The sequence below is a fragment of the Dapis purpurea BLCC-M126 genome (assembly GCF_050015975.1).
Classification (GTDB): domain Bacteria; phylum Cyanobacteriota; class Cyanobacteriia; order Cyanobacteriales; family Microcoleaceae; genus Trichodesmium.
Window position 1 is genome coordinate 1 of the sequence record NZ_JBNHER010000126.1, and the last position, 20,407, is coordinate 20,407.

General features: G+C 36.1%; 11 protein-coding genes. 7 read left to right on the forward strand and 4 right to left on the reverse strand.

Annotation, left to right across the window (positions count from 1 at the left end):
* Positions 1 to 115 precede the first annotated feature (115 nt).
* Both ACP6PL_RS11335 and ACP6PL_RS11340 read right to left on the reverse strand, forming a co-directional pair.
* Positions 116 to 1,444, reverse strand: coding sequence for a serine/threonine protein kinase (locus ACP6PL_RS11335; protein WP_426545363.1), 1,329 nt, complete (start codon positions 1,442 to 1,444; stop codon positions 116 to 118).
* The gene (locus ACP6PL_RS11340) at positions 1,438 to 1,650 is read right to left on the reverse strand and encodes a hypothetical protein (RefSeq protein WP_426545364.1); all 213 of its coding nucleotides are present in this window, start codon (positions 1,648 to 1,650) and stop codon (positions 1,438 to 1,440) included. The genes ACP6PL_RS11335 and ACP6PL_RS11340 overlap by 7 nt, the downstream gene beginning before the upstream one ends.
* An 894-nt stretch (positions 1,651 to 2,544) precedes the next feature.
* Here ACP6PL_RS11340 and ACP6PL_RS11345 point away from each other — a divergent pair.
* The 3 genes from ACP6PL_RS11345 (at position 2,545) to ACP6PL_RS11355 (ending at position 7,106) form a co-directional block, all read left to right on the forward strand.
* Positions 2,545 to 4,419 (forward strand): ABC-ATPase domain-containing protein, encoded by a 1,875-nt coding sequence (locus ACP6PL_RS11345; RefSeq protein WP_426545365.1) that lies wholly within the window; start codon positions 2,545 to 2,547, stop codon positions 4,417 to 4,419.
* 183 nt (positions 4,420 to 4,602) lie between these two features.
* A complete protein-coding gene (locus ACP6PL_RS11350) occupies positions 4,603 to 4,779 on the forward strand; it encodes a hypothetical protein (protein ID WP_426545366.1) in 177 nt (58 codons plus the stop codon).
* Between the two features lie 800 nt (positions 4,780 to 5,579).
* Positions 5,580 to 7,106: a glycosyltransferase family 39 protein gene (locus tag ACP6PL_RS11355; RefSeq protein ID WP_426545367.1), complete on the forward strand. Its 1,527-nt coding sequence runs from the start codon at positions 5,580 to 5,582 to the stop codon at positions 7,104 to 7,106.
* A gap of 1,050 nt (positions 7,107 to 8,156) precedes the next feature.
* Here ACP6PL_RS11355 and ACP6PL_RS11360 read toward each other — a convergent pair.
* Positions 8,157 to 9,359, reverse strand: a complete 1,203-nt coding sequence (locus ACP6PL_RS11360) for a HEAT repeat domain-containing protein (protein ID WP_426545368.1) — start codon at positions 9,357 to 9,359, stop codon at positions 8,157 to 8,159.
* Positions 9,360 to 10,170: 811 nt separating this feature from the next.
* Here ACP6PL_RS11360 and ACP6PL_RS11365 point away from each other — a divergent pair.
* The 4 genes from ACP6PL_RS11365 to ACP6PL_RS11380 all read left to right on the forward strand — a co-directional run bounded on the left by ACP6PL_RS11365 (position 10,171) and on the right by ACP6PL_RS11380 (position 17,524).
* Complete coding sequence (locus ACP6PL_RS11365) at positions 10,171 to 12,162, forward strand: WD40 domain-containing protein (protein WP_426545369.1); 1,992 nt, start codon at positions 10,171 to 10,173, stop codon at positions 12,160 to 12,162.
* A gap of 911 nt (positions 12,163 to 13,073) precedes the next feature.
* Positions 13,074 to 14,897: an efflux RND transporter periplasmic adaptor subunit gene (locus ACP6PL_RS11370; RefSeq protein ID WP_426545370.1), complete on the forward strand. Its 1,824-nt coding sequence runs from the start codon at positions 13,074 to 13,076 to the stop codon at positions 14,895 to 14,897.
* Between the two features lie 419 nt (positions 14,898 to 15,316).
* A complete protein-coding gene (locus ACP6PL_RS11375; RefSeq protein WP_426545371.1) occupies positions 15,317 to 16,534 on the forward strand; it encodes an ABC transporter permease in 1,218 nt (405 codons plus the stop codon).
* Between the two features lie 231 nt (positions 16,535 to 16,765).
* Positions 16,766 to 17,524 carry an ABC transporter ATP-binding protein gene (locus ACP6PL_RS11380; RefSeq protein ID WP_426545372.1) on the forward strand — a complete coding sequence of 253 codons (759 nt, stop codon included), beginning with the start codon at positions 16,766 to 16,768 and terminating at the stop codon, positions 17,522 to 17,524.
* Positions 17,525 to 17,541: 17 nt separating this feature from the next.
* On the opposite strand, the gene ACP6PL_RS11385 is transcribed toward ACP6PL_RS11380, so the two are convergent.
* The gene (locus tag ACP6PL_RS11385; protein WP_426545373.1) at positions 17,542 to 20,064 is read right to left on the reverse strand and encodes an ATP-binding protein; all 2,523 of its coding nucleotides are present in this window, start codon (positions 20,062 to 20,064) and stop codon (positions 17,542 to 17,544) included.
* Between the last annotated feature and the right edge of the window lie 343 nt (positions 20,065 to 20,407).

The following is a 20,407-nucleotide window of genomic DNA, read 5'->3' on the forward strand; positions in this document are numbered from 1 at the left end:
CTCATTACTCCTACAACAGTTTTGTGGTCTACTCAACTGAAAAGCGCTGTAAGCTCCCTATCATGGGAGTTCTTAAAAAAAATTCTGGATTTTATTTAATTCTCATAATTTTTTATTAAAAATCCTTGCTAATCGGTAAATTTAGCCAGGCACTTAACTCCTGAGCAAGCCAATCAACCTCAGGGGGAGTTAAACTGATAATATTATTACCCAGTGTAAATTTCTTTGTTCCTGCCCAAATATTAATTTCAGGAGGTATTGTCCAATTTTCTCCTTTGAAATCTTTTTGAGATGAAACGGAGGTGAGTTCAATTTTGATAATGTTCTGTCGAGAAGCAACCAAGGGTAGCCAGCACTTCAAGCCAAATATTTCCAGAGAGCGATAAATTTTTGATTGAGTAATACGAAGTCTAATTGTTCCAAATAAACTCAAGATAATTATCCTAATTTGTCGTAGAACAAGTAAAAAAAACAATATAAAGCCCATTACAGTGGCTATAGGGATAACCCATAAAGTAGGATTCCCATATATCGCAAGTATAATGTTAAATACTATATAACTTATAATAGTCACCATCATAGCAAGTAATCCACTAATTGGAATAGTAAGAATTGTAGATAAGATTAGTTTTGAAGAGAATCTACCTAGTGGAATAACAATCTCCAACAGATGTCTGGTTTTAGTAACTTGAACTCTGCTACCATCAGGTTTGGTAACGGCAGTCAACTGATTTTTTCCGAGGTTGGATGTTTCTAGAGCTTCTAATGCTTGTTTTACTGATTTCAGCCGTAAATCTATACTTGGCTCTGTCATTGATTTCAGCCAGTCGATTAGATGTGGACTGAGATTAACCTGCTCTTCAAACTGGATACACATCTGCTCTTGAGGTAATTGATCGGGATGTTGTCCGGTTGCCAAATAAATAAGAGTCGCTCCCAAAGCATATAAATCTGAAGCAGGTGTAGTTTTTCCCCCAAATTGTTCAAGTGGCATATAGCCATAAGTGCCAACAATTGTCCTGGTTCCACCATGTACTGCCGTTTGAACTGAACCCAAATCAATTAGGTAAACTTGCCCAATGCTATTACCACTACGGTCAGCTAATAAAATGTTACTGGGTTTAATATCCCGATGAATCACAGGTGGTTGACGGCTATGCAGGTAATCTAAAATTTTTAATAGCTCTTTGGCGATCGCTTTGATATCATTTTCGCTAAAGGTACGACCAGACTCTATCCAGTCGGATAACGATTTAGCCTCAATATAAGTTTGAACTAAGGCAAAACCTTTTCCTAACTCCATCTCCACATCGAAGTAATCCAGGTATTGAGGAATAGCTGGATTTTCGAGAAATTTCAGCACTTCAGCTTCCCGTTCAAACAGTTTCAGATGTTCCCAAGTAAAGTCGGGGCTGAATAGCAACAACTTAACGACAACTAACAAATCTGTTTGTAACAGGACTTACGCATGAGGTACGAAAAACTAGGATTTGAGATTGCTTCCCTGTCGGTCGCAATGACGAAAATACGTTGTACTGCGTAAGTCCTATGTAAGTCATTAGCAAGAAAAGTTCTACGACCAGTTTGACCACCAAGTACAGATTGGATGCGATAGCGATCGTGTAAAACTTGACCAATGAATTGCTCCATCACTTTTGCTGTTAATTTAGATAGTTGGACTGAACTAATTGGTTTTCGTCCCGAGGTTCTTTTGAGAGGATAATGCGACTAAACCAACGTTAAAATAACTTTGATTTAATGTTAGGTATTTTTATTATGGGTATTTTACTGGAAATTAATATATCAAATCCCTTTAATTCTAATAGGACTTACGCATAAGGTAGGAAAAACTAGGATTTGAGATTGCTTCCCTGTCGGTCGCAATGACGAAAATATGTTTTACTGCGTAAGCCCTATGTAAGTAAAACAAAATTGTCTGATTGTACTAACTAGCAAAATCTTTATCATCCTGTTTCCTCATGTTCGTCCCCAACCCAACGACTCCCCTATCTGACTCCTTAACTTATACCGTTTCACGGAATTCAAAAGTAAAAAGTCAAAAGCGAGTGTGTAATTCTGAGGTCCCCTACGGGGCGTATAAAGTGCGGAAGTAATTCCGCACACAGCCCCTCCAGAATGTAAGACACACTCAAGACAGTCAAAAGTTAAAAGTAAGATTTTATAGGCTCAAAACTTTAACTATACAGTAATTTCAGGAAATTCTTTCACATCTAAGAGTTTGAAACTATTTGTCACATCTTTAAAGTGAATTAGTATCAAATATAAAGGTTTAACCAGATTTAATAGAATAGAATTTAATCGGCTTGACATTACACTATTGCTAAGAGAAAATTAAAAGATTTGCATTAACTTATATAATTTTGAAAACAATGGCTTTCATTAGACCATAATCAAGATTTTTAGTGTAAGCTTTTTGATTACTACTGGGTATATATTCTAATCTTTAAAAATAATTCTCAGAAGCACTAACTGAAAAATTAATTGTCAAATCTCAAATCTATAATGACATCTGGCACCTGAAAAATGACTAATCAACAAACTCTCAGGCGGAAACTCTTAGACTTAGACAACGGTAACTACAAAGCCTATAGAGACATTCAAGGTAGTTACGAATTTCCTGACTTTACACTAATTATTGACTATGTTCAGGGAGACCCTTTTGCCGCCCCTAGTAAGCTTCGGGTACAGGTGCCTTATACAGTTACTGGCTTTCCTCCAGAACTTTATAACAATCCCATTCGGGAAATGGCCCTACGAGATTTCCTAACCCGTAAATTTGATAGACTGGCCTACGAAGTAAGTGGACGTCGTGGAACTGGCAAGAGTGGGATGATAGCAATTACGAAAATGGGGCAGGAAGTTCTAGAAAGGACATCAGTATACCTGATTAAGTTGGCCCCCCCAGCTCCTAAACCTGCTCCTGGTACAAACCCAGCTTTACAAAGGGCAAAACCAATAAAATTAAGCAATCAAAAGGGTGTTGAAGTCCGATTAATAGTAGGATTACCTGCTGGTGGTCGTCGGATTTTAGGTAGGCAAGCAGCAGAAATGCTTTGTGATGATATCCCTTATATTGTTCACCGGAGTCTCAAATATGAACAATTAGATGCAGATGCTTGTCGCCGTCATGTAGAAACTGTAGAAGATACAGATTGGTTACGGAAACAGTTGCCAGAAAAAAATTTAGTGGCTTTTGTGGCTAATGGAGCTATTTTACCTCGTCGGAGTGGGGTTGATGATCGCCCTTTATCATCTGAGGAAGTAGTCCCATTTAAGTCTCCCCCTTCTCTGGAGGTAGAGTTTGAATGTCCAAATCAAGGTAAAATTTCTGGTATGGGAATTCCTCAAGGGGTGACATTAATTGTTGGTGGTGGTTATCATGGTAAGTCTACTCTCCTCAAAGCAATTGAAAGAGGGGTGTACAATCATGTTCCTGGCGATGGACGTGAATTTGTGGTGACAGATCCGGCAGCAATTAAAATTAGAGCGGAGGATGGTCGTAGTGTTGCTGGCGTAGATATTTCTCCTTTTATTAATCAATTGCCTCAAGGTCGTTCAACTACTCAGTTTACGACTGAAAATGCTAGTGGTAGTACCTCTCAAGCTGCAAATATTATGGAAGCTTTGGAGGCAGGTCTGGGAAATAGTAAATCTGAAGAAACTGAAACTACAGAAACTGAAACTACAGAAACTGAAACTACAGAAACTGCAACTACTGCTACTCCCCCTGTGTTATTAGTGGATGAAGATACAGCAGCTACTAATTTTATGATTCGCGATCGCCGAATGCAAGAACTTATTTCTAAAGATCAAGAACCAATTACGCCTTTTATTGATAAGGTACGACAGTTATATAAGGATTATCAAGTCTCAACTATTTTAGTTATGGGTGGTACTGGTGACTATTTTGAGATGGCAGATAAAATCATTGCGATGGAAAACTTCCAAGCACAAGAAGTTACAGAAAAAGCTAAGGAGATCGCCGAAAAATATGCCACTGGTCGTACTGCTGAAGGTGGTGAAAAATTTGGTGAAATTCGAGCCCGAATACCACAACCAGCAAGTTTAGACCCCAGTCGGGGGCGACGAGATGTGCGTTTAAAAGTGCGAGATGTTGATGAGGTAATATTTGGAAATGAAGATGTTGACCTTTCTGCAGTCGAACAATTGGTGAGTAAAGATCAACTTAGGGCAATTGGTGCAGCTATGGTTTATGCTAAAAAACAATATATGGATGGCGATCGGACTTTATTAGAAATTATTGATGCTGTCATGGCAGATATTGAATCCAAGAGTTTGGATGTTTTAGTTCCTTTTCCACAAGGAGATTTAGCTCTATTCCGACGCTTCGAGTTAGTTGCAGCGATAAATCGTCTGCGAACTTTGACAGTTAAATAATCAGGAATTGCTAATATAATACCATTTGGACAAAAGATTATTACAGTAGGGGGTTGGGTTACCTCACCCCTACAGAAGACTAGCTATAGCAGTCGCCATTACTGACGCTGACATTCTCACGCTTCTCAAATTGGGAAGTACCTATAGCTCAGGTTTACTAGTGATTTGAATGGTGCTAGGTGTATGGCGAGAGTTGAACCTACTATTGGGAAAGTGAATGTTGGCTGTTTGACCAGCGTGGAAACACAAATAATGAGTCTGATTCTCGAAGCTTTTGCCCAAGCCCAGGGAATTAATCGGCAGCATCCAGCATTACTGGTACTGGATGGAGCCCGATGGCACATCACACATAACTTATAAATCCCCCCGGGTCTGTTTTGAGAGTTTCTACCTACTTATACCAATTACCATAAACTTTGCTATACTTGCATTTTCTATTTCTCAATATTATTTGTTGTAGCAAATACTTGATATTTGGTAACTTCAGTTATGAAGGAAAGTTATTTTTGCCAGATTATAAGTGTAGCAATATTTTTGAGAATTGGTATTATTCTCCTGAACTACAGCCTGCTGAGAGGCTGTGGCTATTACTAGACGAATCAATCATGAATAAAGTTTTTGATTCTCGCTGAAGTTCTGAAACAGATAATCTACGTTCGCGCAGCGGAACGGAGTTCTATCGCTGTTGTCACCTAATCAAACAATCCAGAAATCTTCCGGGCAATAACTCAATTTCACTGGTGGCCGTCAACCATTTGCAATGTCTAATTAACCGGATTCTATATAATATCATGTCCGGTAGCATTGGTATTGTATAGAGAAGGTAAGGAAGAAGGAAGAAGGAAGAAGCTTTGAGAGAAGAAAAAACCTTAAATATGGTGGATATTTTCCCGGATTTTACACAAACGATACCAACGGACATGATATAAATCCTGACTCCTGTACGTCGCCAATCCGATGGCTTCCCTACCTGAGTGCTGATTTTTTGTACTATATTTTGAAGTGTGGAATGTAGTCTCTAAGCAAGAAAATAGAAAATTATAACTAAATTCACCAACGCATTTATTGTGATATTATCGAGCTGTTAAGTAGAATTTGATATGGATTACACAAATAGAAAATCTTGATTAGAGCACTTTAACTCTTGAGAAGAATTTAGTATGAAAGTAGCACAACAAAATAGTATCAGAATAGATTTCCTAAAAAGATGGCTCCCAATTGCTCTAATCCTATTGTTAGCAACTGTATTACGTCTATATCAACTTGGTACAGAAGGTTTGTGGTTAGATGAAATGTTTAGTATTGGTTCAGCTCAGAACGATGATACAAGTTTTGGTAATTCACGAGTTGTTTATTTCTTTCTTCTAGGTTTTTGGATGAAGTTTGGTACAAGTGATTCCTGGTTAAGAGGGTTAGCTGTAATTTTTGGGATCACTAGTGTCTTTTTAATTTATAAGCTAGCTCTTCAAATTTCTGAAAAGCCAGTAGCCTTAATTGCTGCTTTGATAATGGCATTGTCACCACTATTTATATGGCATTCACAAGAGATTAGATATTATACCCTCAGTACCTTTATAACAATTGCTGGAAGTTTAGCTTTGATCTATGCTCTCGAAAATCCCAAAAATTTCTCTCTTGGCTGTTGGAGTATAGCAAGACTTCTAGCAATTCTTACAACTCCTCTTAATATTACTTTACTACTACCAGATAGTATCATATTTGGCTGGAAGTTTCGCCAACAAAAACGATGGTTAATAGTTTTTGGAACTGGGCTATTGTTTATTTGCATTTCCTGGCTTCCTACTGCATTTGATCTAGCTACTGTTTTTGGGCCTCAATTTATGGATGGTTGGGCAAAGGAATTACCTAAACCAGATATCAGACATATTATTGCTAGGTTAATTGGTTTTACAGTCTTTTGGCCACCATCAGTCTTTGAGTCAAAAGATGTAAATGCGATCGTTCTTAGTTATTACAAGTTAATTACTTTGGTATTGATTTACTTGTTGGGTGTTGCCCTATTTATTGCTTTTAAGAAGAGGTATCACTCACCAAAGTTAATCTGGGTAATGGCTTGGGCTTTCTTACCTGCTGCTAGTATCTTGTTTATCTCATATATCAAAAGCAACATCTGGATAGATCGTTACTTAATTTTTGTCAGCCCATATATTTTTATTCTTTTAGCAGAAGGTTTTATGCAGATTTGGCATTGGCAACGTCAAATTGCTATTGTTTTAGCTATTTCATATCTAGTCGCAGTAGGAGGAGGATTAGGAAATTACTACACGACTCTGTATCGCGATGATTGGCGAGGCGTAGTACAGAGTATTCGTAGTAATGAAAAACCTACCGATATAATCATTTATTATTCACCTATTTTTTATGAGGGGCGTAAGGATTATTCTTTAACTCGTTATTATAATGGTCAACTACCACTATATCACATTCATAATTCTCCGCAGGCTGATGAATGGGGAAGTTTAGAAACAGAGCAAGAGTTGAATAATTTGTCACCTATTAAATCACGCTTATGGTTAGTATGTTGGAAGTTATGCGAACAGAAAAAAGATATGAAATCTATCCAAGAAACTATTGTTGGTACAAAGTTTCAGGTTGAGAAAAAATGGTTTAGTAAAAGTCCGGTTACACAGCCTCTTGAGGCATATCTTATAACACCAGATGATTAATTATTTTGTCAAAAATACTCTAACTTTGCTGTAGGTATAAATTTGAAAGAAAAAACCTGGATTCTTGCAAAAAATTAATCTCAATCAAATTTAATTGGGCAGATAATTCTATTGCCTTAATCCTATTTTTGTATATGCTAATATAAAATACGGTTATACAGTAATCGCAAAATTACTTCCTCTTAATACAGATGTTCTATAGAACTCATTTGGTATCTTTTCCTGAAAGACAAAGGCTTTAGGAAAGCCGTTTTAAGGAGCCTAACAACTATAAGGGTTCAGGAAACTGAAAAATTATGAAAAATGACTGCCAAAATCATAAAACCTAGATGGGTACTGGACTTGTAATTTGTTAAATAGATCTCAAATTGGTTCTATATGAATATGGATTTAAAAATTTAATAGTTATCCTTATCTTTCTTCTGATTCCTGACTCCTGATTCCTGATTCCTGACTTCTGACTTCTCAGTGAGACGATAACTAATTACCGAATAATTATTAATTATTAATTATTAATTAAATAATTCAGGTTTAAAGCCTCCTCTTTCAAGAGGAAAAAAAGAAATAATATTTCCTTATATTCAATCCTCTCGGTTTTAACCAGAGGTAATTATCAATTATCCATTATCAATTATCAATTAATGAACCAGATTCTATATGACTTCAGCTATACATTCAATCTCCAATACCAATTTCAGAAAATATTGCTACAGTCACGACACAGGGAACAGGGAATAGGGAAAGAAAAACATAATAAAAAAGAGGAAAAAATGTTGAATTTTTATAATTTATGAATAAATCACAAATTAAGATGTAACTGCCTATCCATGAATTTCGTATAAGTAGGTGAGGATAAAGGTTCGCGCAATATTAGAGGGCCGGTGAGTGAGAACTAGATCGTGCTTATGTCAAGACTTTCGGTTAAACACGCCCCTACAATTTTTTTAAAGTTTAATTAGACCTACCTACTTAATATATGAAATAATAAATAAATAATTTTTATGATTAAAAATAAAGATAGAAACTTTCTGTAAGTTGTAATTTTTTAACTCACCTCGTGTGAATTCTATTTAACTGTTCTAAAGCCCATTTTGCTGTTTTTTCAACTTCTGGATCTGGGTCATATTCTGCTTGTTGCAAGAGATTCGTTATTTGAATAATTAACTCATAAATTCGTGTTAAATCTCGGATAGCATTTTTTCTAACTTCTGCATTATCATTCTGAAGCGATATTGCTAAAGCTCTACTCATTGGTTTTAATGTTTTAGTACCAATTTCCGAGAGAGTCGCTAAAATTAAACTTTGCTGTTTAGAATCAGAATCTATGAGTAAATTAACTAATGGTTGAACAGCTCTAGAATCTCCTTTTTGACCAAGCTCCCAAATAGCTTGATGTCTTTTCTCGGGCTCAAAATTGTGTAATTCATTAATCAATTGCTCAACAATATTAACTTGAGGCAAAGGATAATTATTTGCTTGAGTAGTAATTTTGGAATCTTGAACTATATAATTTTCTTCAGTTGATTTTGATAAATTTAGTGGAATTTCTTTTTGCTCATAATTATTATCTTCTTGGCGATCTATAGAAGAATTACTATCAATTATAGGAAATGTTTCTGTTTCAATTTCTTGATGATGCAGTTTGGAGCTATTCTCGGAAATTGGTATATAAGGATTTTCCCTTAAATCCATTCGTTGTGGAGGAACAAAAGAATCTAAAGAATTTTCTGTATTGGCCATGGAAGAGTTTTCTGGAGATGCTGGCCATTGAGGATGATTAAGATTGGGATAGTTAGTTTCTAGATCAGGTGAAGTTGCTTCTGGTACTTTCTCTGGAGATGATAATTCTTCTGGATCTAAATCTTTAGGTTGATGATCGTCAAACAGCTTGAGTAAAATAAATACTGCAGTGCCAGTAACTAGAACAGATATTATGCTCAACAGAAATAGTGTTTTCCGTCCTCCTAGAGCATTGAGTATGGAACGAACTGGTTTAGGCACTTTTGAATCAGAAGAGTTCGATTTTTTTTTCTTGGTCTCAGATTCCTTACTTTTTGAGTCACTATCTTGAGCAAGATACAGAGGAACTGGATAACTTTGATGAGATTGTTGTAGGTTTACTGTTTTGGTAAAGGTACGATTGCTAAATTCCCCAATGCTAGAATCATCAATGATAGCTCTACTCGCAGTTGGAGAAAAGCAGCAGAAAGTCAACCATGTAATAATAAAAAAAGTGGATTTGTGGTGGAGCATGATGTTCTTTCAGGAGTTTTCAGAGGCAACTTTTACAGACTGATAGGTCATTAGAGTTTAGTTTTAGCTTCGCTAATATTAGTTAAAAATAGGCTATTAGTTAAAAATAGGCAAATTCTGAAAATTTTAGCTACAAAATATCTAAACTTTACCTACAAAACTAGTACTTTACATTACAGATAATTAATTATAAATACATCATAAATTTAGCACAAAACAGTAAAGTAAAACTAAATATTAAAAAATAGTCTAATGCGAGGATAAGTTTAAGGTAATACCAAATTTTGACTGTCCCTGGGGTTGGGTATGGTTAAGACTAGAGGTTGGACTAGTAGTTGACCATCTAGATTCTTAGTCGCTACTAAAATCTCTGAAATAATAGTAAAAAATTCTGATTACACTAGGACAGACTCCATGGAAATTCACTTAAATAATATTACAAATAATTTCACACCCTAGGGTATGAAATTATCACTGGAAATAATTGTCAATTCAAACTTGGCTGCTCATACATTCCTTTTTTTGACTTTTGACTATATTATTTTGACGTTTGTTTTAATAAAATTGTACAGATGTATCTCAAAGATAACACATAACATAGATAAATATGATAGTTAGCTAAGTTTAGCACCACTAATTCATGGGCAAGGTAAAAATTATAAAGGGTAAGGGGTATAGTTAGTGTGCAATTATAGAGAAAAGATTTTTTATGAATAAAAATAGTTGCATAGTCAAAAAAATGTAGCCTACCTTCTGACCTCTACCTCCTGCTTTAATTAGCTATAATCAGAAAAAAGAATTGGCAGTGATTATGAGCTATTGTATTAATCCTAATTGCTCTGACCCAGAAAATAATAATAATCCATTATATTGTCAAGCTTGTGGCTCGAAATTATTAATAGAAGGGCAATATCAAGTTGTCAAAAAACTTAGTGACAATCGTGGGTTAGCTATCTACGAAGTAGAAGTAAAAGGAGAAAAAAACACTGAAATTCTCAAAGTATTATATATAGATCATCCTGAATGTATTTCTCAATTTCAAGAACAAGCTAAAGTATTAGCAGAACTTAATCATCCTGGAGTTCCTCAAGTAAAACCTGGTGCATATTTTACATTTTTGCCGAGAAATAGTAATCAAAAATTACACTGTTTAGCGATCGAAAAAATTCTTGGAGACAACCTACAAACTTGGTTAGGAAAAAACAATTCACCTCTGAGTCAAGAATTAGCTCTTGAATGGTTGACTCAACTCATAGAAATTTTAGACTTATTACATAAAAAACAATTTTTCTATCAAAATATTCAACCAAGTAATATTATTATTCGTCCCAATGAGCAATTAACATTAACTAATTTTTCTCTACAGTTACAGTCAGCAGAATCAGATTTTGTTGCCCTAGGATATACTTTTATTTATTTGTTAACTGGTCAACTGCCATCTACATTCTTAAATCCTGATACTAATACATTAAACTGGCGAAGCAAAGTTCCTAATATCTCACCAAAATTAGCAGATTTTATTGATGAATTAATTTCACAAAAACAGCAAAAAAATACTCAGATACTCTTACAAATATTAGAAAGATTAAAAAATAATTTATCTCAACCGTTAATCCCCCAAAAATATTATCCAGTTAAGAGAAAATTATTCTTAGGTACAGCAATTTTACTTCTAGGATTAGGTGCAATTCAAATTTTTAGTCATTTCCAACAGAGATTAAATCCTGAAGCATTTTTTCCAGAAAATAAGCAAAGGCAAATTAAATATGAGAAACTAGAGAAATTTTTCTCTCAAAATAAAGGTAAATTTCTAGTAGGAGGAATAGTTTTAATCTTAGCTCTAGGAGGCAGTCATTTTGTTGGTTATTTTCGGATTCATCCCAAACATTTAAGGTTAAGTTTGCCGAACGGAGTTTCCTTAGAAGGAACTTTGAGTACAGATTCAGAAAGAGTTTATTCTGTAGTTATTAGTCAAGATGGGCAAATTTTAGCGTGTGGTAATGGTGATGGTACTATTCAAGTTTGGCATCTGGAAATAGGAGAAGAATTAGATATAGAAGAACTAGGCATAATTGAAGGTCACACTAATGATGTAGTGGCGATCGCTATTAGCAAAGATGGAAATATATTAGCTAGTGGTAGTTATGACGGCACGATTAAAATTTGGCATTTAGAAACAGAAACAAAACTAACTTTGCAAAGTCATTTCCTCCGAGTTACTTCTATTGCTATTAGTCCTGATGGAGAAAAATTAGTGAGTGGTAGTAGTGATGATTCTATTAAAATTTGGCATATACCTACAGGAAAAATGCTGCATACTTTTCGTGGTCATTCTGACAGTATTTATGCAGTTAATATTAGTCCTGATGGAAAAGTTTTAGTTACAGGTAGTCACAATAATATTAAAACTTGGAATTTAGAAACAGGAACAGAGATTTATACATTAGTTGGTCATCAAGGCAGAATTTTATCTGTTACTGTTAGTCCTGATGGAAACAAAATAGCTAGTGGTAGTAGCGATAAAACTATTAAAATTTGGCAGTTAGAAACAGGGAAGCTTTTACGCACTTTAAGCGGTCATGGTAATGAGGTTAATTCTGTAATTATTAGTCCGGATAATCAAACTTTAGTTAGTGGAAGTAAAGACCATACCATCAAAATTTGGCATCTAGAAACAGGGAAACTTTTACGCACTATTAAAGGGCATTCTCGATGGGTTAGTTCCGTTGCATTTAGTCCTGATGGAGAAATTTTAGCTAGTGCTAGTTTTGATCAAACTATTAAACTTTGGAAATTGGGATAAGAATTCAGTTATCAGTTATTAGTTATAATTTGAGGCAATTTCTGAAATAGTTAAATGCTTTATTTTCCTATAAACTTCTTGATCTGATTGAGCAACAAAATCTACCATTTTTCAGTTCTTTTTTTGTCTTTTATTCCAATTTAGTAAAACAATTTTATAAATAATCTTGAGCAATTGAAAGACTTTTCTTGATGTCTATGAGGCTAAAAATCAAGCATTACGTTTGTGTCCAAGGAACGCTTATAGCGGTTTTCACAAAGGTAGACTACAAAAATTCTTCCTTCTTCCTTCTTCGTTTCAACCCAAATCTCTGTACTCTATATTAATGAAAATTGCTATAATAGCTGCAAATAGACAAAAAATAGATAATAAACGTCAAAAAAAAAATAGTTAGAGGGTGTGCCTCCTAAATTCTGAATTATTTAGGTTGCTAAAGGGAAATATTATTTTATTGTGTGAAATTATTCCGGCTTTTTCATGTTGCGCTTTTCATACCCACCCTACATCAAGGCTTAATTTTTTATATCTTCTTTTTCCCCTCCTGACTCCTGACTCTTAACCCCTAACTTCTGAACATACTTATTTTATTCAGAAGTGCCTGGGGAATACTTTTGACTTCCACGAAACGGTTAACATTCTCAAAGCTACTCGCTTTTTTTCTGGAGCGGGTTACCTGGTAAGTGTTAGATAAAGATGAGTACATATATGAAAGCCTTAACTACTAGGGTTAAAAGCAGATCCTAAACTATCACCATATAATTATAAATTACGGGACTTACGCAGTACCTCTATATATGGTTTATAGTTTGGTCAATATTGCCGATATTTTACCTATAATTAGTGCCCTTGCGTAAGTCCTGAATTAGTCAAGAATAAACAGTAATTCTCAATATTTGAGAGAGGAAAAAACCATGAAAACTAGCCTCCAAAATAACACAAAGTATGCCTCAACTCTACCTCAAGAGCAAAGTAGACGTAAAGAACAATTCTCCTTAGATCGCTTTAAGAGAGGTAGATCCTGGGCAATCTCTCTGGTGGCAGCCGGACTCTTAGCTCTATCCACAGGCATTTATCTAGTCCGCAACCAGGCCAGAGGCCAACCAGCAATTCTCGAAACCCTCACGATACCAGTTCAAGCCCAAGATTTACTAGTTAGAATCACAGCTAGTGGTGAAGTTCAACCGATACAAAGAGTTAACCTCTCTCCGAAAAATCAAGGCCGTTTAGCAGAATTGTATGTTGAACAGGGCGATCGCGTCCAAGCAGGCCAAGTTATCGCTCGCATGGAAAGTCGCGACTTAGAAGTCCAACTCCGCCAAGCTCAGGCCAGACTAAAAAGTAGTAAAGCAAACTTAGCCAGACTGGAAACAGGTAGTCGTCCAGAAGAAATTGCTGCTGCCAGAGCGCGTTTAAACCAAGTGGAAGCCCGTCTATCCCAACTGCAAGCTGGCAGTCGTCGCGAAGAAGTTGCTGTAGCGAGGGCACGTTTAGATCGAACCCAAGCTAATTTATCTCAACTACGAGCAGGGAACCGTCGTGAAGAAATTGCTCAGGGGAGGGCGCGTTTAGAACAAGGGATTGCTCGTTTGGAAGATGCAACAACTGGAAGCATGAAAGAGGAAATTGAACAAGCAAAAGCTAGAATAGAAGCTACAACAGCAGAGTTAGAGTTAACGACAAAACGGCTAGAGCGATATCAAGATCTAGCCAATGAAGGTGCGATAGCTCGCGATGCTTACGAAGAGTATGTTAGAGACGATCGCCGAGTCAAGGCTAATTTACGGGAAGCTGAAAAACGTTTAGAACAACTCACCCAATTTAGACTTGCCGAAATAGAGCGCTTAACTGCTGCTGTGGAACAGGAAAAACAGGCTTTTCAATTGTTAGAAAAGGGCACTCGCCTGGAGGAAATTGCTAAAGCTAAAGCTGAAGTTGCCGAAGCTCGCAGTCAGTTGGAGGAGTTAATTAATGGTACTCGCCCGGAAGAAATTGCTAGAGCTAAAGCTGAAGTTGCCGAAGCTCGCAGCCAGTTGGAGGAGTTGGTTAATGGTACTCGCCCAGAGGAAATTGCTAGAGCTAAAGCTGAAGTTGCCGAAACTGAAGCACAAGTTCGCTATCAGGAAATTATATTGGAAGAGACTAAAGTTCGCGCTCCTTTTTCCGGGATTATTACTCAAAGATATGCTACTCAAGGAGCATTTGTCACACCTGCTACTTCTGCCTCTAATGCTAGTTCTGCATCTTCGACTTCTATTGTTGCTTTAGCTAGAGGTTTAGAAGTTTTGGCAAAAGTTCCAGAAGCAGATATAGGTCAGATTAAATCTGGTCAAACTGTAGATATTGTTGCTGATGCTTATCCCGATCAAGTATTTAAAGGTAAGGTAAAATTAATTGCTCCGGAGGCAGTAATAGAAAGAGATGTAACATTATTTGAAGTGCGAGTAGCTCTAGAGACTGGTAAAGAAAAATTACAGTCAGGGATGAATGTAGATTTAGAGTTTTTAGGCGATCGCTTAGACAATGCTTTGGTAGTACCGACGGTGGCGATAGTTTCTAAGAAAGGAGAGACTGGAGTATTAATTCCGGATGCCAAAAATCAACCGAAGTTTCAGCCTGTTACTATAGGTTTTAATATTGGCAATAAAATTCAGATTCTCCAAGGAATAAAAGCTGGAGATAGAGTTTTTATCGAACTCCCAGAAGGTAAAAAACTAGAAGATATTTTTGGTAATTAACAATTATCGAAATTATGACCAAACCTGATTAGCTCAATATCAGGTTTGGTTTATTACTCAAGAGTGGAATAATTTTTCTCACAAATTAAAAAAAATCAACTAATTATTCAGGAATTGCCACCCAAATTAAATTCATATCTTAATAGTATATAGTATTTGGTAATGGATCATTAAAACCAAAGTAAATAGGTACTCATGCAAGATTTTTTTAGTAAAAATGTACTAAAAATGATTTACTTGGTGACTTGCACAACTCTATTGCTATCAATAGCAATGGTTAAATAAAAGGCTTGTTTATTTTCTGGATATGTCTATTGCTAATGGTAAAATCTGCTATATTTTGTCTAAAAAAAATAGCATTATATTATCTAGCTTGGATTCATCAAACAAACATACCCTACAATTAACAATTTCCCAATATGAACATCTTAGAAAGTATCAAAATGGCAACTACAACGCTGCTAGCTAATAAAGTTCGCAGTAGCTTAACGATGTTAGGAATTATCATAGGTAATGCTTCTGTTATTGCTATGATTGGTATTGGCGAGGGAACGCAAAGATTTGTTAACGATCAGGTTAATTCTCTCGGACCAAATGTTTTATTTATTGTGCCAGGAACTGCTGAAGCTCAAAGAAAACCTGTCGTTCAACCCCAAACATTAGTATTAGCAGATGCAGAGGCGATCGCTTCTCAAGTTCCAACGGTGAAAGAAGTTGCTCCTATTCTTAATGCTAACGAATTAGTTAGCTACCGAAATAAAAATGCGTCATCAAATTTAGTGGGTACAACTCCAGAATTTTTAACTGTCAGAAATTTTGATGTTGCCAAAGGTAGATTTTTGACAGATTTAGATTTACAAAAACAAGAAAATATAGTAGCCTTGGGTTCAGAATTAGCAGAACAATTATTTGGTAATGAAGATCCTATTGGAAAACGAGTGCGTGTCAAAAATACTAGCTTGCAAGTTATTGGAGTAATGGCACCTAAAGGTACTAATCTCGGTAATAATGAGGATATGAGCGCTTTTATTCCAATTACTACTATGGCAAATAGAATTGTTGGTAGGTCTTCTCCTTATGGCACTCAAGTAAGTTTGATTTCTGTGTCGATCGAGGATGAAGATAGTATGGAAGCTGCCCAGTTTCAAATAGAAAATCTCTTGCGACTGCGACATAAAATTATTTATGAAGATGATTTTACTGTCAGAACTCAGAAAGATTTATTGCAAACTTTAGGAGGTATTACGGCAGCTTTGACTTTATTATTGGCAGCTACAGCAGGGATTTCTTTAGTAGTAGGTGGCATTGGTATTATGAATATTATGTTAGTTTCAGTGACAGAAAGAACTAAAGAAATTGGATTAAGAAAGGCTATTGGAGCTTCCCAGAAGGACATTTTAGTACAGTTTATCATTGAGTCAGTAATTTTGTCCGTTGCAGGTGGATTAGTTGGTACTGGAATAGGTGTAAGTGGGGTATTGATTTTAGGAGTTTTAAGTCCCTTAGAAACAGGAATTCCAATAGCAGCTGTCTTTCTTGCTTCAGGGGTTTCTAGTGCCATTGGTTTGTTTTTTGGAGTTGTTCCTGCAAAACAAGCAGCTAAATTAGATCCTATTGTTGCTTTAAGAAGTCTTTAATTAGGTAATTAACAATTAATAATTACGGCACTTTTTAGGATGGTGAATTAGAGATTATTAATGTTATGTTCCCTATTATAGGAGTTGCGATTACTAGCACGGACATTTTCAACCTATCAAATTTAGTCACAGTCAGAATTTAACTTCTGACTTTTGACTCCAGCTATATCTGTTCCCTAAATTCCTAAAATTTTGTATCCCATCAACTTGAAAAGTTCTAGAACAATTATTATGCAATACAAATCATCTGAAAATAGTTCGGTAATTCTTCCAGAGAATAAAACCACAAAAGCAGTCATCGTCGGTTTAGAAAATGTATCTAAAATTTATGTTATGGGTGATGTAGAAGTGCGCGCTTTAAACGATGTTAGTTTAACTATAAAAGAAGGAGAATATTGTTCCATTATGGGAGCATCCGGTTCCGGTAAATCTACCTGCATGAATATTATTGGTTGTCTTGATAACCCCACATCTGGCAATTATTATCTCGACGGTTTAGACATAGCTAATACCTCAGAAAAAGACTTAGCTAAAATTCGTAATCTTAAAATCGGATTTGTCTTTCAGCAATTTCATTTATTACCCCAAATAACTGCTCTTGATAACGTCATGTTGCCAATGCTTTATGCTGGTATTTCAGGTCAAGAAAGAAGAGAAAGAGCAGCAGCAGCTTTAAAGCGAGTGGGATTAGAAAATCGGATGAATAATAAACCAAATCAACTATCAGGAGGGCAACAACAAAGAGTAGCGATTGCTCGTGCAATTGTTAACCGTCCAGTATTATTATTGGCAGACGAACCTACAGGTGCTCTAGACACTAAAACTACTCAGGAAGTTTTAGATATTTTCACAGAATTAAATGCTACTGGCATTACAGTAATAATGGTAACTCACGAACCAGAAGTTGCCAAACAAACTAAGCGGATAGTTTGGTTTAGTGACGGTCAAGTTGTTAATTCTAATTTGACTCCAGAAAACCTGCATAGGTAAACATTCAGTACACCTACTTACTTAACATGAAATAGCTCTGCTTCATCTTCTACGCTTTTAGAAAATACTAATCCTATCTCTGTAGCAATCTTTCTTGCTTTTTTCAGATACTTGTCAGCTTGTTGCTGTTGTTGAGGATTAACTTGTAAAGTAGTGATACCCAGATAATAGTAATTATAAGCTTGCATAGACCAAAATTCAGTTTCTCGCAGTAACTTTTCTAACTGCCTATATTTTTCTAGAGCTTCTAAATATTGACTTTGAGAGTAAAGCCAATTAGCATAACATTGCAGAGGATAAGCTATTGACCATTTTTCGCCTTGATTGACAGATAAATCTAAGGCTTTTTGATACCATTCTTGTGCTAGTTGTATTTGCTTTTTGCCAGAGTAGTAAATGGCTAATTCTAAAGCTAATAAACATTGTTGATTATTATCTTCTGGTTTCAGCAATCTTTGGGTTAAATCTAAAACATTCTTAGCCATTTCAAAAGATTTCATAGCATTAAAGCATCTAGCAATATTCCAGAGAATATTAAATTTTTTGATGCGGTCTTCTTGCTGGTTTTGATTATATTTTTGAAAGAATTGTTGAATCTCGGCTATTTGCTCAATTTTGGGATTAAATAGTAATCGCAATAGCTTTTTTAACTCCCTTTTCAACTCTTGGGTAATGCCACCGAGTTTGGCATAAGCTGCTGCTGCCAGAAAATTACGCAAAGCTTTTCTGGGTTGAGCTTTTTCTAGATAAACTGCTCCTAAACCATAAAAAGCTAGTGCTTGCCAATAGTTTTTACCAGACTTTAAGGCGATTTTATAGACTTGTTGACAAGCTACTTCCGCTTTATGCAAATACCCTTGATAACGATAAGTTTTACCTGCTATTGAATAAGCAGACATCCGAGCAAAATTAACTTGTTGTTCTAAATCAATTTTTTGATTAGTAATTGTGAGAATTTGCTCGCTAATTTTCAGTGCAAGGCTATTCTTACCAACTTCTGAATAAATTGTTCCTAGAGGGATAAAAAGGAGAGCTTTTTTTATTCCTGATAAGTGATTTATAATTTTTTCGCTGCTAGAAATAAACCGCGACATATGATTCCACAGATTAGCTGTTCCCCGAAGATTTTCAATTTTATCTGGAGCTAAAACCTGGAACAATAAAACATTGCAACACTCCTCAAAATCTTTAATAACTGCCAAATGTTCAATAGCTTCAAAAGCATATTTCAGAGATTTTTCCGAGCCAACTTTTTCAGCTTCATAAAGTTCGAGATAAAATTGGGCAGCAACGCGGTTAGCTAACAACCATTCCTGAGACTGCTCCTTTTCATTACTAATTTTTTCCTTCAACCTCTCTTTAGCTTTAGCCTGCATTACAGGATGTAGGTAATAACCACCGTCATCCCACCCAATTAACGCGCGATCGCGTAAAGCTTTGATGACTCTTTCTCGACGCGGTGCTGGTACATCCCACAACAAAGATAAAAGTGCTGCTTTCGGTAAAGTAGGAATTTCTTGATAGCGGTAACATCCTAAGCGACAAAGGAGTTGATAAGCTTGGCGATAATCACCATTGAGTTTGTCAAACTGCCCTTCAATCAGGTTTTCCAAGGTAGGATCGAGGAGCAAGTCATGGCGATTTTCTTGCCAATATGCGTGTAAATTTCCTGCAAAGTCCAGGCGAATAGCATTGGCAAGAATACACATTGCTTCGGCATTACCAGCATAACCGTGGTGCATTTCTTTTAAAGCAGCAGTATCTATCTCCACCTGGTGACTGCAAAAAAACTCTTCCCAAGCTGCTTCGCTCAACCCTGCCAAACGATAAGTTTTAACAATAACAGCAGGTTCCCATAATTGTTCGCGACTGGTAATTAGAGTGAGACAATTTAAACTGGGGTTTCCTAGCATCCTTAAAAGTTCGGCGTAGCAGCGATGCTGAGAAATCAAACGACCTCTTTGCAACGCTGTTTCCAAACGATCAATGAGTATGCCAATCTTTGGCTTACTACTTTGGAGTTTACGTCGCAACCGATCCAAAGTAATCCCAAATTCCCTTCCCGGCTCTGATTCAAAATAGTATTGCAACCATTCCTCTATAGCTAATTCCACAGATATAATGTTTTCTCTTTCTATAGCGATATGCAATTTGATTAGTAAATCAAACCCTTGAGTATCAAAATAGTAGCGAGCTAAGGTAGTTTTACCTATACCCCCTTCTCCTTGGATGAGAATCAGTTTAGCCCCTTGGGCAGTGAGTTGGTTAAGGTCATTAATGGCCTTTTCCCGTCCGACAAAATTGGAGTCTGGTGCTATGGCTTTGGTTTTTTCGACAACTTCTTGCCAATTAACGTTGACAGCCGCACAAATATCTTGAAAAGTTTGTTGTTTAATGGGTTCTCTGCGCCAAAACCTCCTCAAGGTTGCTTCGGAGGTGTAAGCAGCTTCTAACCATTGGGGAGCGGCTTTTGTCCAGTTTTTCCTGATTCTAGCCCGCTCCACAATTCCTAGTCCCTGTGGAGATGCTCTAAAGGCCATAATTTTTACTTCCGACTGGGTTGATATGGCAAGATTCTGATCATGCCTAGTTATTTGGTAGTGCCCCAGGGTAGTTCAAGTTTTGGTTCAACTTGCTGAAATAATAATGTTATCTATATTACCTTAAATTGACAGTTTTGCTCAGTTTTTACAGGGAAATTGTAAACAAATTTAACAATTTGAATAGGTAACTGAACAGATTGAATAGATAACTGAACGGATAGGTGAACAGAAAAATGAGCGATCGCTGCGGAATAGATTCTGTATTCTGAATAATACTTAGATTTTGCATTCTATCTCCCACTGGGAATAGGTAGTCTACTTTAGAAATCTCTTTTTAGCG

Excerpts from the sequence above, each read along its gene's own strand:
- ACP6PL_RS11370 (WP_426545370.1), top strand. The coding sequence starts at position 13,074 with ATGAAAACTAGCCTCCAAAATAACACAAAGTATGCCTCAACTCTACCT.
- ACP6PL_RS11340 (WP_426545364.1), bottom strand. The coding sequence starts at position 1,650 with ATGGAGCAATTCATTGGTCAAGTTTTACACGATCGCTATCGCATCCAA.
- ACP6PL_RS11350 (WP_426545366.1), top strand. The coding sequence starts at position 4,603 with ATGGCGAGAGTTGAACCTACTATTGGGAAAGTGAATGTTGGCTGTTTG.
- ACP6PL_RS11375 (WP_426545371.1), top strand. The coding sequence starts at position 15,317 with ATGAACATCTTAGAAAGTATCAAAATGGCAACTACAACGCTGCTAGCT.
- ACP6PL_RS11345 (WP_426545365.1), top strand. The coding sequence starts at position 2,545 with ATGACTAATCAACAAACTCTCAGGCGGAAACTCTTAGACTTAGACAAC.
- ACP6PL_RS11355 (WP_426545367.1), top strand. The coding sequence starts at position 5,580 with ATGAAAGTAGCACAACAAAATAGTATCAGAATAGATTTCCTAAAAAGA.
- ACP6PL_RS11365 (WP_426545369.1), top strand. The coding sequence starts at position 10,171 with ATGAGCTATTGTATTAATCCTAATTGCTCTGACCCAGAAAATAATAAT.
- ACP6PL_RS11380 (WP_426545372.1), top strand. The coding sequence starts at position 16,766 with ATGCAATACAAATCATCTGAAAATAGTTCGGTAATTCTTCCAGAGAAT.
- ACP6PL_RS11385 (WP_426545373.1), bottom strand. The coding sequence starts at position 20,064 with ATGGCCTTTAGAGCATCTCCACAGGGACTAGGAATTGTGGAGCGGGCT.
- ACP6PL_RS11360 (WP_426545368.1), bottom strand. The coding sequence starts at position 9,359 with ATGCTCCACCACAAATCCACTTTTTTTATTATTACATGGTTGACTTTC.